Consider the following 16,293-nt stretch of genomic DNA (forward strand, 5'->3'; position numbering starts at 1 on the left):
TCATATGAAGGCGTGATGTTCATAATGAAGAGGATTTTTATGCGATGGTTAATCCAGGTTGTGAGTCTATTATCATCCTGTTCCGTGTGTGCAGTAGGGATTAATCATGACTTCAGGCCATTAACACATCTGAATAAGCTGGCATTTTATGACTACACGATCACTCGATTTGAGTTTGATGAAAACTTTATCGTTCTTGATTTTGATAAAGTGGAACAAAAATTCAAAGATAAATCTGTTAACTTGGTAATTGAAACCAATATTCCTGAAGCAGAAACAGATGTCGGTTATAAATTAAGTATTGATAGCAATGAATCTATCTGTAAGCGAGATGGTGTCGTCATGCAGCAAGATTTTATCGATGTACTGATTGATGATAAACCTTTTGTTAAAAATAAAATGACGTTTGATTCATTTCCATCGGTCACCGATGATGGGTATTTGAAGAGTAGTAATGTGATGACATTGACTAGCCAAACTATCAATCATCAAGGTTTATTGTGTCAGGGAAGTTTGACATTACTTGCGGAGTTGAGTTTATGAAGTTGTCTGCCATTGCTGTTGCTATTTCTTTGGCTATCGTGAGCAGTCATGGCCTGGCCGCAGCTTCCGATATCAAACCACCTGCTGGTTTTGAAGATCTGTATGAAAGACAGTCGATGATCACCAAGTTCTATATGAATGACAGCGATTTTATCGAGTTGGTGACCGAAGGTACTTTTGATGAAATTTTCTTGGATACCGATGAACAGGAGAAACTGATAGATTTTTTGAAAATGCATTTTGTTGATGAAAACAACGCCAATGAATTTGCAAAAAATCTGGTTGGTGGTATGCAATCATCGGATAGATGTATTGGCAATGTGGAGTCGTGCCAGTTTGTCAGTCAGAAATTCGATGTTGTTTATAGTCAGGAAGATCGCTTTGTCAGGATGTTTTTCGCACCTGATTTGATGAATAGCCAGAATGGGAAAAAGCAATACATCTCCAACAAAGTTGGTCGTTCGGCGCTGATCTCAAGCAGTGATCTCTATGCAACTGTTGACAGCGAAGCAAATAGCAGTTTGTCATGGAATAACATCAGTACACTGCATATGTTGGGTGGTCAATTTAACAGCGATATCTCTACTGCAACTACTGGTGAAGACAAGTTTGATTATAATGAATTGAGCTATACCTATGCCATGCCTGCAACGAATATCCAGCTTGGCTATTTCAATGATACCAAACCCTATTCATTCAATAGTACCGACATTCTTGCTGATGACAGTAACTATAGTGAGATTGCATTTCGTATTGGTTCATCGAGTGACCTGGAAAAGGTAAACAAAGAGAACAGCAAGCGCTTGTATTTTTCATCTCCTGCTGCTGGGCGAGTTCAAATCATCAAGGATGATAAAATTGTTTTGAGTGAAAATGCACAATCCGGGCAAAATTTCATTCCTTACTATAAATTACCAAAAGGTAATTACGATGCCATTATCCGGGTTTACAACGGTGAGCAGATAGCATTCGAAGAGCACCGGAAAATTTTCAACTCGGATAAGCACAACCTGGCAGTTGGCGATATGGACTACCAGTTTTCACTGGGCAAGTTTATGGAGCTGAATCATGAATCATTTTCAGATGAAGCCATTAACAGCCTTAGTAGGGAATTTGATGAGCAGATGTTTGCTCGCTCTGAACTCTCATACAAGGCCATTGATGAGTTGACCTTGGCGGCAGGGGTGTTGAATACCAAAGATTCCTGGTATGCCAAAACAGCTGTCAATTTTGATTTCAGCGACCAGATATCCACTCGGTTGCTCTATGGAAAATTTAGTAATCAGAGTGATTATCGTCAATTTGGTGTGACGCTGTTTAATGCCTCTGTCGACTGGTCAAGATACAATGACCGTGGTGACAACACCAAGGATGAACTGGATGACTATCTTTTTGGCTTTGGTTCCTATACTGATCTGTCAGTAAGTTATTATCAGCAAATTGGAGTAGGTAATGCCTATGTCAGCTACTCGAAAGGGCGTGATGTTTCCACTGAGGATTATATTTTCTCCAGTGATGAAGGCCTGCTGAAAAGTTATGAGAATTACAGTGCCGGTTACACGTTTCCATGGCTATATGACAGCATCATTGATGTTAACCTTGGCTATAACAAAAATGAAGATGTTGACAGTGACTACACGGTTGGCATCAATATTTCGGTGCCATTGAGCATTAATGATTCTGTCACTGTGAGCTCATACACTGATAATCCTGGCAAAACATCATTGAGAACGGCTTATGGGCGTGATGATCTGCTCTCGAGCAAAAATGGCTCTCTCTCTGGTGAAGTCGGTGTCGGATATGATGGCTATCAGGATCAAACCATGTCTGCTGATCTCACCATGAGTGGCACTTATAGCAACGATGCATTCAGCAGTAGTGCCTATGCTCATGTGGATAGTCGGGGTGATATGGGGCTGAATGGCAGCCTGCATACGACACAAGTGGTGACATCGGATGATATCTATTCCACACCGACCCGTGCAGACTCCTATTTGGTGGTGAGCAATAAATCTGAAGATTCGTCATTGGCCGAACAGCGGAGCGATATCTTTAACTCAACGGTCAAGGTCAAGCGAAATGGTGATCCAGAGCGAGACCTTACCATTGATGATGATGTCAAACTTTATCCATTGAAGCGTTACAAGGAGTATCAGGTGACGTTGGATGTCGATAGCTCTGATTACTATAACAATGGTAGTAATGGCGCCATCGCCAGCAGTTATCCCGGTACTGTGGTTGACTTGAATGTCGATCTGCATGAAGTACGCTCATATATCTCGATCTTTAATGATTTGGATGGCCGGGCTATTGATGCCGTGACCTGCCGTGGTATTGGCTGTGTCAGTGTCGAAGAGTTGTCAGATGGGGTATTCAAGTTCAAGGTTCGTATGGGAATGCCTTACGAGTTGCAAGCGTACAATCAACGTTGTTTGATCCCGAATTTGAACAGTATCGAGAATCGTAACCTGGGTGAAAACTTCTGTATGCCGCAGTTTGATATTGATGATGATGGTTATCAAATTGCTAAAGGGGCACATGGCACAGATAAAAATCTTTACTATGTGGGGGAATTTGATGACACCGCCATGATGAAGAAGCTCATTGACAGCACCAAGGATGAACCATTCGAGTTCATCAATAAAACGGTGGGCAAGCGAGAGTTTCTCTTTATCAAACTGGATGGTTTCTTGACTGCTGAGCAGGGCTCAAAGCTCGATGCGATGAAGGCGTATGCCGTCGAGTCCAGAACCACAGAAACATATGTTAGTAACTAAGAGGTTTTCATGAAAATTAAACTGATATCTACCCTGTTTACGCTGCTGGCTTGCAGCCAGGCACATGCATTCGCCATCAGTGACATGATGCTGGTGGGTAACAAGGATGGTAATGGTGTGTTCACCCTGTCCAATAATGATAACCGTGAGCCTATTTTTGTGCTGGCCAACGTCAGTCAGGTAAAAATCAGCAATAACAAATTGCAAAAGGTGCCGCTGACCAAGGCTAACTTCCCGCTGTGGGATCTGGCCGTTAGCCCGGGTAGAACGGTACTGAAGTCCAATGAGTCAAAAAACTTTGCTATCAAAAATTTGTGCGAAAAAAATTGTGATGTAGCAGTTGATAAGGTGTATCAGGTCAATTTTATTCCTCAGCCTTATACTCGTAAGGATGCAGACAAAGAGCAGGAGAACAAAGTAAACTTCTTGTTCGGTTTTTCACCTTACTACATCATTCCGGCGACCGTATCCAATGTGAAATATGACATTGATTATCGCGGTGGAAAGATTCATGTGAAAAATGAGGGTAATACCTTCCTGAAGTTGCATATCGATCGTTGCAATTTCGTTTCCAACAAGAAAGATTGCCGCATCACCAATTATGCTCTTGCGGGTGTTGATCGGGAATTTGCGTTGCCGGCAACGTTGGCAACCGAGTCAATCAAACTGTTGGTGGTCAATCATGACGAGAGCTATCGCAAGGAGATAACACTGCATGATGGCACTAAAAAGTAAGCGGATTCTGCTGCTGGCAACCCTGTTTGTTGCCAGCTATGCCCAGGCTTTTACCCTGAATGGCAATTTGAAAGGGGATACGCTGCGCTGGCGAAATGGCATTACACAGGGTGATTATTTAACCACCAGCTATTGGCAGCCGATCAGTAATCTGACGCCCACCAGTGGCTGGATCCCGGGTTTATTTCGTGGGGCAACCCCTGACAAAATCACCCTGACCAGCAGGGCAGGGGAGTCCGTCACCGTGGCACTGTCGGTTGAGGGGATGGAATATAATCTTGGCTCCTCAAGCACCCTGTTTGACGCCAAGCCCAAACCCTCCTGGATCGGTTATGGCAGCTGTTTGACCCAGCAGATGGGCAGTGTGGTCCGTTTGTTGAAGTCGGGTAGTGGTTTCTGTGTCTCAGACACGGCTTTTTACAGCAGTGGTGCCAGTTCTACGCCATTCAGCTTTTTACGGCCGATCATCAAGTTGCCTGATCTGGTGGCAGCCTTTACCGCTGCCGATGTGGCTGAGGGGACTTACCGTGGCGGGGTGATGGTTAACGGTGTCTATGGCTATTTAAGTCCGTCCGGTAGTGTGACTTATCGCAATGGCATGGTGCCGCTGGATGTCGAGATCCAATATAACCCTGCCAAATTGACTTCGATCACCGTCGATGGCACTGGATATATCAAGCCGGTATATGACAAAAGCGCACTTACTGTCTCTGGTACGACTCGCTATACGGTGACCGCCAATGGGTATTTCAGCAATGGCCTGCATATGGTGTTTGATAACCACTCTACCGATGACGACTATTATCTGGAACAACTTGATGGCAGTGCCCGTATCCCGTATTCGATCGAGTGCCCTGATTGTACGATTACCAGCATCGTTGATACGGGGAGTCTGAAGGCAAAAGAAAACAATGTGCCCGGAAAATCGGTCAATGCGATAGTGTTTGATCTCAACGTCGGATATAACAATATTTCTGCTGATGATATTGAAACGGGAAGTTATACCGATGTATTTACTGTAATGTTCGAGCCAAATCTATGAATAAGTTTATATTGCGAGTTCTTAGCGGCATATGTGGTCTGATATCATTAGTGGCTCATGCTGACACATGGTCATTATCGCCAACCATATATACAAATCAGGAAACAGCGATTGGTTTGACAGTGCAATATCAAGCAGAAGAGAGTCTGTTATGGTGGGGGGCTGGCATCCGCACCCTCTCGGAAGAACATGATGACGCCAACCCTGTCCTTGATCTTTCACTGTCTCGCGCATTCAACATTACCGATAGCATTGCTTTTGTCATGAGTGGTGGCGTCAGTGATTTTAACCCCTTTGTAGAGTACGCCTCATCGCTGGCGCTAACACCAACCAGTGCCATCATGCTGGGTGGGCGAACGACTTTCTTCGATAGTCATAATAAAAATGAATTGCTGGTGAGTTTTAAAAAAACACTGTAGCAATCATACGATAAATGGCTGTAATCAGAATGCCTGGCAATGGCCGTTAATTTCCTATGTGTGATAGACGGAAGTTGATTCTGGGTGATTTCAGCTATTTATTGAAATAAGCAGATCAGCAATAGCTAAAGCCGAATTTATCGCACAGTAGCAAACTGCTTACCCCGCTCTCGCTCGATCCCATCGAGCGTGTCAATTGCGCCTCGTTTCGCCAAATGTCAATTCTTGTTCGTGATGAGGCGCGCATGCTTTTCAGTATTGCTGCATCATCACATCACTCAATTAACATCTTTTTATTGTACGTCATGCAAGAGAATACAAAGGCGTATTCCCTTGCATATGCACGTTTCTTCAATGCGGTGTTGTGTCAATTCACAATGGTATGGATGTAGGATCAAACACTTTATGAAATATCGTGTCTTCTTATTATTGACATTGTCACTCTTGCTATCTGCCTGTGGTGGCGGTGGTGATGGTGACAGCTCAGATGGCGGCAGTGCCCCGGCCACTGCCGAGGTATTGGCTCCCCAGGCACGGGATAGCTATGACCAGTTGCTAACCGCGAATCAGCCTAATGCCAGCAATGATGTCTCTTTGCGCGATCGCGTTAGCGATCCGCAAGGGTTGGCGCTGCGACTGTTGTCGGTTCAGCCCTTGACCAGCCAGTGTCAACCACCGGTGGTCAACAGCGAGGCGCTCTCGTTTCGGGTGGATAACGGCAGCGCAGATGCCTGTACCTACGCCTATACCATTGAGAACGTGCCGACCAATGGGGCCACCCCCAAGCGGACCCAGGCCACCAGTTATGTGGTGGTCTCTGCCGCCTCTTCTCCGGCCATGTTGCCCATTCTCTCCCACACCGCAGTGGTTAACGAGACGATCGCCATCGATCTGGCCAGCGAGCTGGGGGGTTACTTCCCGGTGGGCTTTACCCTGCAACCCGAAGTGATTGTGCTCGGCAGCGGCACGGCACTGGCCGATCCCGCCAGCAACACCATCAGCTACACGGCAGCGGCAGTACCCGGCATCACTCGCCTGATCTACAGCTACCTCAGTGCAGATGGCACCGAGGTGCGTGCCGGTGCCATTGATGTCTCTGTTTCCAAGTTGGCCGATGGCATGCCGCTGGCCGAGAACTTCCCCGGGCCGGAAGATGTATTGCCGGGCGCCGTGGTGACCGTTGATGTCAAAGACCATATCAGCGATCCGAACGGGGATCCGCTGCAGCTGACCGATGCCTACGCCTTCGATGCGACCGTGTCGGCGACGGATGCCACCTCACTGACCAACACCCGTTTTGACTTTGTCGCTGACAAGCCGGGCAGCTATGACGTTTCCTACTATGTGACCGATCATAACGGGGGCTATGCCATCGGGGTGGTGCGCATTACCGTCAAGGCAAAGAGCCTGTGGAGCGACATCGTTTTAAGCGATGGCACCCGCTATACCGCCCCCTGGGAGAAGAACCTGGCCGATGGTCTCGGCATTCCCTATCAGGATTTCTATGAAGAGACCAACGCCACCGGCACCTATCAGGTTGCGCTGTTTAACTATGAAGCGGCACTGACCCTGTGTGCCGCCCGGGGCATGGTGTTGCCCAGCATTGCCGAGATGAACCAGTTTCACGGTGAAAAACCGGATCCCTCTGGCAGTGACAACTGGCCGGTGGAACAACCCTACTGGACAGGGGAGGCGCTGGACAGCTCAAACAATGGTCAGGTCTACGATCTGGTGTCGGGCAGTTCCGCCCTCAATCCGATGATGACGCCTGCGGGGGTGACCTGTGTTTACTCTGGCCTGCTGGCGGGGTTGGAGACCACAGTGGATAACCAGTATCTGAGCGGCGGCCCGACCAGCAGCACTCACGATGAAGTGGAGGCGCTGGTGACAAGCGGAAATGGCAGTCCGCTGGCCTTGAAGAATGTCTACTTCTACTCAAGCGATGCCAATCTGAGTTTTAGCCAGAAGCAGGTGATGACGGATGCCGATGGCAAGGCAAAGATCAGCGTGGATTCACCGGTTGCGGGCACTTTTACGGTCTACGCCAACTACCTGAGCCAAACCCTCAACACGGCGGTGACCTTTATTGAAAACCTGGTCAGCAACCTGACCATCACCGGGGCCAATGAAGTGCGGATGGGGGATAGCATCAACCTGACCGCGTCCGCCACCTATGACTCGAGCGATGTGGTCGATGTGAGCGCGGAAGCGAGCTGGACCTCGTCAGAGCCAGCCACGGCAACTGTTGCCTCCGGCGTGGTGACCGGTGTTGTTCCCGGCAGTGTTGATATCACTGCCAGCTTCTCTGGCGCAGATGCCGCCGCCCATCCGGTGACGGTGTTTTCCGGGCTGAAGAGTCTGGAGGTCACACCTGACAGCGCCTTGCTGGAGGTCGGCGACACCCAGGATCTGACGGCGACCGCTCACTATGATGACGGCGCGAGTGAGGACGTCACCACGACGGCCAGCTGGACATCGAGCAACGGGACGGTGGCGAGTGTGGTGGCTGGCAAGGTCACGGCCAATGCCAGTGGCTCGGCGACGATCCAGGCAAGCTATACCGACAGCCACGGGATCAGCCAGGTGGATAGCGCGGCGATCACTGTGGGCAAGGTGGTGGATCATACCGCGATAACCCCTTCATCGAAGACATTCGATGTGGCTGCTTCGGTCGAGCATTTCTATAACAGGGTCTATTACACGGATGGTACCAATATGGATGTGACCACGAGCTCGGACTGGACATCATCCAACACGACGGTGGCAACGGTAATAAATTCGGGTAGTAGTTCGGGTCTCGTGAATCCAAACGCGGTGGGTAGCACTACCATCACGGCCAAATATACCGAGAATGGCACCACCTATACGTCGACCTCCGCGGTGACCGTGACAGGTGCCAGCTTGACCAGTGTAACGGTAACCCCAACCAGTACTTCTGTCGGTGTCAATGGCACTGCTCAGATTGCGGTGACCGCCCATTACAGTGACAGTAGCAGCAAGGTTGTCACCTCAAGCTCGACTTACAGTAGCTCCAACACCGGGGTTGCCACGGTCAGCTCCACGGGTCTGATTACGGGTAAAGCTGGCGGCAGTGCCACCATTACCTCTAGCTACAAAGATGGCTCTGTGACCAAAACCGCGACAACGGCGGTTACCGTTACGACGAGCCCGACCTATGTTGGTGGCACTTTCCGGGTTAGTCCCAACGTTGTGACCGATTTGAAAGTGGGTGAAACACGAGCCTTCAAATTCTATGTTACAAGTAAAAGGTCCGATGGTTCGACTTATGAGTCAGAAGTTACAAGCCATAATCCAAATGGGGTTAACTGTTTGCAGCCATCGCCACTGCCATCGCCGTTAACCTGGCAGTTGATTAGCTCGACATCAGTCCCTCTTTATAGTGCCAAGGGGCTGGCCACTGGACCAACTTATGAAATGGAGTGTAGTTATTTTTCTCAGGGAACAAGGCGAGACATGGCTACGGTGCATATCACTGTGATACCGTAGCAATAATGTCTAACTGAAAGGCGACGTGCATCTGCACGTCGCCTTTTTATATGTGACCCTAATTGCAAACAGTCAAATTTATAGGTGAGCAAACCTATTGGTTGATATTATCAATAACGGTTTCATGAATGTTCAATGGCTGTGATTGCCGATACAGTAGTGATATCTGGTGCATTCCATCGAGTCTCTCTTTGGTATTTTATTAATCTCACTTCGTGAAATGTCAGTTTTTATTCGCAATATGGCGCGCACATTCTTCCGCGTTGTAGCATTTTCGCATCACTCATTTAACATCCATTAATTGTATCCATACAGGGAACAGGAATTCTTATATCACTGATATTTGAAATCTTCTTCAATTCGGTGTGGTGTCAACCATTGCCACCCAGTATGGATTCAGGATCAAACACTTTATGAAATATCGAGTCTTATTATTGACATTGTCACTCTTGCTATCCGCTTGCGGTGGTGGTGATGGTGACAGTTCAAATGGCGGCAGTGCCCCGGCTGCTGCCGAGGTATTGGCGCCTCAGGCACGGGATAGTTACGACCAGTTGCTGACCGCCAATCAGCCCAATGCCAGCAATGATGTCTCTTTGCGCGATCGCGTTAGCGATCCGCAAGGGTTGGCGCTGCGACTGCTGTCGGTGCAACCCTTGACCAGCCAGTGTCAACCTCCGCTGGTCAATAGCGAGGCGCTCTCGTTTCGGGTGGATAACGGCAGCGCGGATGCCTGTACTTATGCCTATACCATCGAGAACGTGCCAACCAATGGGGCCACCCCCAAGCGGACTCAGGCCACCAGTTATGTGGTGGTCTCTGCTGCTGCTTCTCCGGCCATGTTGCCCATTCTCTCCCACACCGCAGTGGTCAACGAGACGATCGCCATCGATCTGGCCAGCGAGCTGGGGGGTTACTTCCCGGCGGGCTTTACCCTGCAACCCGATGTGATTGTGCTCGGTAGCGGCACGGCACTGGCCGATCCTGTCAGCAACACCATCAACTACATGGCAGCAGCAGTGCCCGGCATCACTCGCCTGATCTACAGCTACCTCAGTGCAGATGGCACCGAGGTGCGTGCCGGTGCCATTGATGTCTCTGTTTCCAAGTCGGCCGATGGCATGCCGCTGGCCGAGAGCTTCCCCGGGCCGGAAGATGTGCTGCCGGGGGCCGTGGTGACGGTGGATGTCAAAGACCATATCAGTGACCCTGATGGCGACCCGCTGCAGCTCACCTATGCCTACGCCTTCGATGCGACCGTGTCTGCCACGGATGCCACATCATCGAACACCCGCTTTGACTTTGTTGCTGACAAGCCGGGCAACTATGACGTCTCTTACTATGTGACCGATCACAACGGGGGTTATGCCATCGGGGTGGTGCGTATTACCGTCAAGGCAAAGAGCCTGTGGAGCGACATCGTTCTAAGCGATGGCACCCGCTACACCGCTCCCTGGGAGAAGAACCTGGCCGATGGTCTCGGCATTCCCTATCAGGATTTCTATGAAGAGACCAACGCCACCGGCACCTATCAGGTGGCGCTGTTCAATTATGAAGCGGCGCTGACCTTGTGCTCCGTCAGAGGCATGGTGTTGCCCAGCATTGCCGAGATGAACAAGCTGCACGGTGAGAAGCCCGATCCCTCTGGCAGTGATAACTGGCCAGTCGCGCGCCCCTACTGGACAGGGGCTGCGCTGGACAGCTCAAACAATGGTCAGGTCTACGATCTGGTGTCAGGCAGCAGTGCTCTCAATCCGATAATGGTATCTGCGGGGGTGACCTGTGTTTACTCTGGCCTGCTGGCGGGGCTAGAGACCACAGTGGATAACCAGTATGTGAGCGGCGGCCCGACCAGCAGCACCCTCGATGAGGTGGAGGCGCTGGTGACGAGTGGTGACGGCAGCCCGCTGTCCTTGAGGAATGTCTATTTCTACTCAAGCGATGCCAATCTGAGTTTTAGCCAGAAGCAGGTGATGACGGATGCCGATGGCAAGGCCAAAGTCACCGTTGATTCACCGGTTGCGGGCACCTTTACGGTTTACGCCAACTACTTGAGCCAAACCCTGAGTACGGCGGTGACCTTTATTGAAAACCTGGTCAGTAACCTGACCATCACCGGGGCCAATGAAGTGCGGATGGGGCAGCGCATCAACCTGACCGCGTCCGCCACCTATGACTCGAGCGATGTGGTCGATGTGAGCGCGGAAGCGAACTGGGCCTCGTCAGAGCCGGCAATGGCCACTGTTGCCTCCGGCGTGGTGACCGGTGTTGCTCCCGGCAGTGTCGATATCAGCGCCAGCTTCTCTGGCGCAGATGCCGCCGCCCATCCGGTGACGGTGTTTTCCGGGCTGAAGAGTCTGGTGGTGACACCTGGCAGCGCAGCAATGGAGATCGGCGATACCCGGGATTTGACGGCGACCGCTCACTATGATGACGGCGTGAGTGAGGATGTCACCACGACGGCCAGCTGGTCATCGACCGATGCTGCGGTGGCGAGTGTGGTGGCTGGCAAGGTCACGGCCAATGCCAGTGGCTCGGCGACGATCCAGGCAAGCTATACCGACAGCCACGGGATCAGCCAGGTGGATAGTGCGGCGATCAGTGTGGGCAAGGTAGTGGATCATACCGCGATCTCGCCTTCCTCAAAGACGTTCGATGCTGCTGATGCAGGTATGTATTTCAAAAACACCGTCTATTACAAGGATGGTACCAATAAGGATGTATCTTCACCCTCAACCTGGACATCATCCAACTCGAGCGTTGCATCGGTCACAACAAGCGGCTATGTGAATCCTGGTGCAGTGGGCACCACCACCATCACGGCCAAATATAGTGAGAATGGGACCACCTATACCGCGACGTCTGCGGTAACGGTTAAAAAGGCATTGACCAGTCTCTCCGTGTCGCCCACAACAGCCAGCCTGAGTGTCAATGGTACCCAGCAAATGGTGGTGACCGCCCATTACAGCGACAGTACCAGCAAGGTTGTCACTACCGCAGGGGCAACCTATGCCAGCTCTAATACCGGGGTGGCAACGGTGAGCACCACAGGTCTGGTGACGGCGAAAGCGACGGGGTCCAGCTCGGTGACGGCCACTTACAGTGAAGCGGGGGTGACCAAGTCGGCATCCATGGCGGTGACGGTAAGCAAGTCCCTGACCAGTGTCACAGTGTCACCCACAACTGCCAGCCTGAGTGTCAATGGCACTGAGCAAATGGTGGTGACCGCCCATTACAGCGACAGTTCCAGCAAGGTTGTCACTACCGCAGGGGCAACCTATGCCAGCTCTAATACCGGGGTGGCAACGGTGAGCACCACAGGTCTGGTGACGGCGAAAGCGACGGGGTCCAGCTCGGTGACGGCCACTTACAGTGAAGCGGGGGTGACCAAGTCGGCATCCATGGCGGTGACGGTAAGCAAGTCCCTGACCAGTGTCACAGTGTCACCCACAACTGCCAGCCTGAGTGTCAATGGCACTGAGCAAATGGTGGTGACGGCCCATTACAGTGACAGTTCCAGCCAGATAGTCACTACGACCGGAGCAACCTATGTGAGTGCCAATACGGCGGTGGCGACTGTGACTGCTACTGGCCTGGTGACGGCGAAAGCGACGGGGTCCAGCTCGGTGACGGCCACTTACAGTGAAGCGGGGGTGACCAAGTCGGCATCCATGGCGGTGACGGTAAGCAAGTCCCTGACCAGTGTCACAGTGTCACCCACAACTGCCAGCCTGAGTGTCAATGGCACTGAGCAAATGGTGGTGACGGCCCATTACAGTGACAGTTCCAGCCAGATAGTCACTACGACCGGAGCAACCTATGTGAGTGCCAATACGGCGGTGGCGACTGTGACTGCTACTGGCCTGGTGACGGCAAAAGCCATCGGTTCTACATCGGTGACGGCCACTTACAGTGAGGCGGGGGTGACCAAGTCGGCATCCATGTCGGTGACGGTGAGTAAAGCATTGACATCAATCACAGTTTCACCGGGTTCTGGCTCGGTGTTCAAAGGTTCGTCATACAACCTGGCTGTCACGGCAAATTACTCTGATTCATCAAAATCAACAGTGACATCAAGTGCTGTGTATACCAGTCAAAATAGTAATATTGCGACAGTCGATGCGACGGGTAAGGTGACGGGTATAAACACAGGTTCAACCAAAATAGATGTCACATATACAGAAGGTGGAGTTACAAAAAGTGCGGTAGCAAATGTGACTGTACTCAGTGGTGCTATTCATCATTGTACGCTTTCACCACCGTCTACGACTCAATCGTTAAGTACTGGGTATTATTTTGGTTTTGAATTTATTTGCACATATGAGGGGGGATCGACTACCAATAGGACTGATTACAGTACCTGGTCGTCATCGGACACATCTGTTGCAACGGTGAATACCACTGGTGATGTTCATATGTTGAAAACAGGTGTGACGACAATCTCAGCGAGTTATCATGACCCTGTGTCAGGGAAAACATTTGCTGATACAAGTGATTTTAATGTGATTAACTAATAACATTATTGGGTAATAAAATAAGAGAACCCTCAAAGCATCAAGTTGCTTTGGGGGTTTTTTATTTATTTGTAAGATAGGGTGTTGATGCGTTTGGAGTATCTGGGCTTCTAACAATTTACATTGTTAATGTTCGTGAATGATTGGTTTTTATTCGTGACCAAACAGGTCACTGGTTAAATTAACTTGTATGATTAAAAATGAGCTATCCGATTAAACTTTCAGAATGGGTCGGTTTTTTGCACAAAAAGAGTGCGATATTTAATATTTGGTTAGTGAGTGAACTTGACTATGTACTTAGTAAGCAATGTGGCTTTGACAGGATATGAGCAACTTGTCCATGAACTTGGCGGACATTCTGAAAAAATATTTGTCCAGGTTGGACTACAACCAATCAATATTTCCGATCCCGCAGGATTTATTTCATATCCCCGTTATGGAGATTTGCTGGAGGCAACTGCAAAGACCTTGAACAAGGCGCTATTTGGCCTGAAGTTAGCCGGTCGTCATGGCCCGGAATTGCTGGGGCCGCTGTCGCTGGGGTTTCGTTTGCAAGAAAACGTCAAGCAGGCGCTCGATTATCTGCTGTCCCATGTTTATCTGTTTGCCTATGGTCAGGTCCTGACCGTGACACAGGTGAACGACCGGGTTCAGGTGGGGATCGAATATGAGTTTGGTGGTGAAAATCCATTGACTCAATTGCGACAATCATCCTGCCAGCATCTCTATAACTATCTGACCTCGGTTCAGGTAGATAATATTGGCGCCATGAAGATCCATCTGCGCCAACCCAGACCGCCAGTTCATGAACGGCATTACAACCATGTCTGTTTTTCAGCGGATTTTGACGGGGTCAGTTTTCCTGCCGCGTGGCTAACAGCCTCTTTATCGGCAGGGCGAGAGCAGATGCTGCAATTTGTCGATAAATACATGGATGAGTTGACCAGCAATTTTCCGCACTCTTATTCCGAACAGGTTTCATCTGTGGTTCACCGCCTGTTGCGAGAAGGGCAATGTACCATGACCAGAGTCGCGAGTGTGTTGGGCTGCGGGGTACGTTCACTGCAACTGAAATTGCAGGAGGAGGGGCGATCGTACAGCCTGATCTTGCAGGAGTGTCGGGTCGCGCTGGCCTATCAATTGTTGCGAAGAAAGCATATGCGAGTAACCGATGTGGCCTTTGAGCTGGGGTTCTCGGATGTGTCGACCTTTAGTCGAAAATTCAAAAGCTGGACTGGTGTTTCCCCCTTGCAGTGGCAAAAAGAGCAACAGGAGTCATGGTAAACAGCGCCGCGAATATTCGACAAATATGCAGTGTGAGATGAGTGTGTAAGTCATGCCAAGATACCTCAGGGTTGCTCAATGGTTATATGAACAACAGGCATTTATGAGTGCCCGGGAGCTGGCTCCGTTGTTCAATGTAGAGGCCAAACGGATCACTGATGACTTCGCGCGTATCCGCAAGCATCACCATATTTTCAAGACAGAAGAGCAGAAGATCCCGATCCAGGGGGGGTACAAGTATCGGGTACGAGTCTTGTATATTGCCCCCTACCGTATGGATGGCCGTAATTTCCCGATATTGCTTAAAAATTATACAGAGCAGGGGGCGATTCGGCCCAGCCAGATGATCACCTGGGCCGATCTGCTCTCATCCCGTTGGCGGGATCTTGGGTGTCGGATTAATAGCTACTGATATTGCCATCCTGACTGTTTTCAGATTTCTTCCATTGGGTGGGGGAGAATCCGGTCCACTCTTTGAAATTACGACTAAAGGTCGATACATCAGAATAGCCAAGGCGCAAGGCCATATCCGTCATGCTGGTGTTTTGTTCCTTGAGATAGTTCAAGGCCAGTTGCAGACGGCTCTCTTTCAGAATGGCGTTATAGCTGGTGTTCAGCTCTTTGAGCTTGAGCTGCAATACCCGTGGGTGCATATCGAGGATCTTGGCGATGCGTTCGACGCTGCACTCGCCACTGGGTAACAGCTCGCTGATGAGATGAGAGGTAATCGTGATCAGATTATCCGGGTATGCCTGTTTCAAGCCATTTAGCTGTGCGTCGATAAATTTGAGCACATGTTGCCGCTCGAATTTGAACTCGGCATTAAGCCAGGCAAGAGGGAAGGAAACACCATTGAATTCGGCATTGAATTTGATGTGCTTCATGGCCGCATACGCCTCATTGGGCGCTGATTGGGTCAAATGCATGGTCACTTTGTTGGCATCACCAGACAGTTTCGCTGCGATCAGGTCATGGATCCGTTGCGTCGCCAGCTGACAAATCTGCTTATATGTCCCCTCTTTATTGAATTGGTGGGTGAGGGAGAGTTGTTGACGGCCATCCTGTTCACTGGCGATAAAAAAGGTGCCATTGGCATGGAGATAAAAATTGGCTTTTATAAATTCGATAGCATCCCTGACCGTGGGTTGTAAAAAGATGGCCAGTTCCAGCGCGCCCAGTTCATTGGGGGATTTTTCTTTTGCCAGTTTAAAGCCAAATGCAGCCTCGTTCGTTACCTCGGCACTGTATTCAAGCAGCTGACATACGCTCTCGTGGGACAAGTAGCCGTTACCATCACGGATCTGTGCGGAGCTCATCCCTTGAGCCTGCAGGGCGTGCTGTGGGTTGCCATTGAGGGATCTCATCAGCGTCTCGTAGCCAAAGAGAATGGTACTGCGAACTATGTACATTGACACGGGATCATCCTTGTTGTTTGAGCAGGCGTTGTGATCTTATGTGAGAAATTTCTCTCA

Annotated in this window: 10 protein-coding genes; 9 read left to right on the plus strand and 1 reads right to left on the minus strand. The window is 49.9% G+C overall.

Annotated elements, in window-relative coordinates; translation table 11 throughout:
* Nucleotides 1-39 precede the first annotated feature (39 nt).
* From CK911_RS05365 to CK911_RS05405, 9 genes are all read left to right on the plus strand, one after another.
* Nucleotides 40-543, plus strand: coding sequence for a hypothetical protein (locus tag CK911_RS05365; protein WP_157774531.1), 504 nt, complete (start codon nt 40-42; stop codon nt 541-543).
* Complete coding sequence (locus tag CK911_RS05370) at nt 540-3,320, plus strand: CS1-pili formation C-terminal domain-containing protein (RefSeq protein ID WP_098969247.1); 2,781 nt, start codon at nt 540-542, stop codon at nt 3,318-3,320. The genes CK911_RS05365 and CK911_RS05370 overlap by 4 nt, the downstream gene beginning before the upstream one ends.
* A gap of 9 nt (nt 3,321-3,329) precedes the next feature.
* Nucleotides 3,330-4,055: a hypothetical protein gene (locus CK911_RS05375; RefSeq protein ID WP_042022496.1), complete on the plus strand. Its 726-nt coding sequence runs from the start codon at nt 3,330-3,332 to the stop codon at nt 4,053-4,055.
* The gene (locus tag CK911_RS05380) at nt 4,036-5,097 is read left to right on the plus strand and encodes a hypothetical protein (RefSeq protein WP_098969248.1); all 1,062 of its coding nucleotides are present in this window, start codon (nt 4,036-4,038) and stop codon (nt 5,095-5,097) included. Before CK911_RS05375 ends, CK911_RS05380 begins: the two co-directional genes overlap by 20 nt.
* Complete coding sequence (locus tag CK911_RS05385; RefSeq protein ID WP_157774532.1) at nt 5,094-5,516, plus strand: hypothetical protein; 423 nt, start codon at nt 5,094-5,096, stop codon at nt 5,514-5,516. The genes CK911_RS05380 and CK911_RS05385 overlap by 4 nt, the downstream gene beginning before the upstream one ends.
* A 405-nt stretch (nt 5,517-5,921) precedes the next feature.
* A complete protein-coding gene (locus CK911_RS05390) occupies nt 5,922-9,023 on the plus strand; it encodes an Ig domain-containing protein (protein ID WP_172953965.1) in 3,102 nt (1,033 codons plus the stop codon).
* A 368-nt stretch (nt 9,024-9,391) separates the two neighbouring features.
* Nucleotides 9,392-13,537, plus strand: coding sequence for an Ig domain-containing protein (locus tag CK911_RS05395; RefSeq protein ID WP_157774533.1), 4,146 nt, complete (start codon nt 9,392-9,394; stop codon nt 13,535-13,537).
* A gap of 291 nt (nt 13,538-13,828) precedes the next feature.
* Nucleotides 13,829-14,821, plus strand: a complete 993-nt coding sequence (locus CK911_RS05400) for an AraC family transcriptional regulator (protein ID WP_098969251.1) — start codon at nt 13,829-13,831, stop codon at nt 14,819-14,821.
* Nucleotides 14,822-14,873: 52 nt separating this feature from the next.
* Nucleotides 14,874-15,233, plus strand: coding sequence for a hypothetical protein (locus tag CK911_RS05405; protein WP_042024053.1), 360 nt, complete (start codon nt 14,874-14,876; stop codon nt 15,231-15,233).
* Here the strand turns inward: CK911_RS05405 and CK911_RS05410 are convergent.
* Complete coding sequence (locus tag CK911_RS05410) at nt 15,220-16,230, minus strand: AraC family transcriptional regulator (RefSeq protein WP_042024051.1); 1,011 nt, start codon at nt 16,228-16,230, stop codon at nt 15,220-15,222. The two genes, CK911_RS05405 and CK911_RS05410, sit on opposite strands and share 14 nt — an antisense overlap.
* Nucleotides 16,231-16,293: the final 63 nt, after the last annotated feature.

Origin of the sequence: Aeromonas sp. CU5 (assembly GCF_002586745.1) — a bacterium.
Classification (GTDB): domain Bacteria; phylum Pseudomonadota; class Gammaproteobacteria; order Enterobacterales; family Aeromonadaceae; genus Aeromonas; species Aeromonas sobria.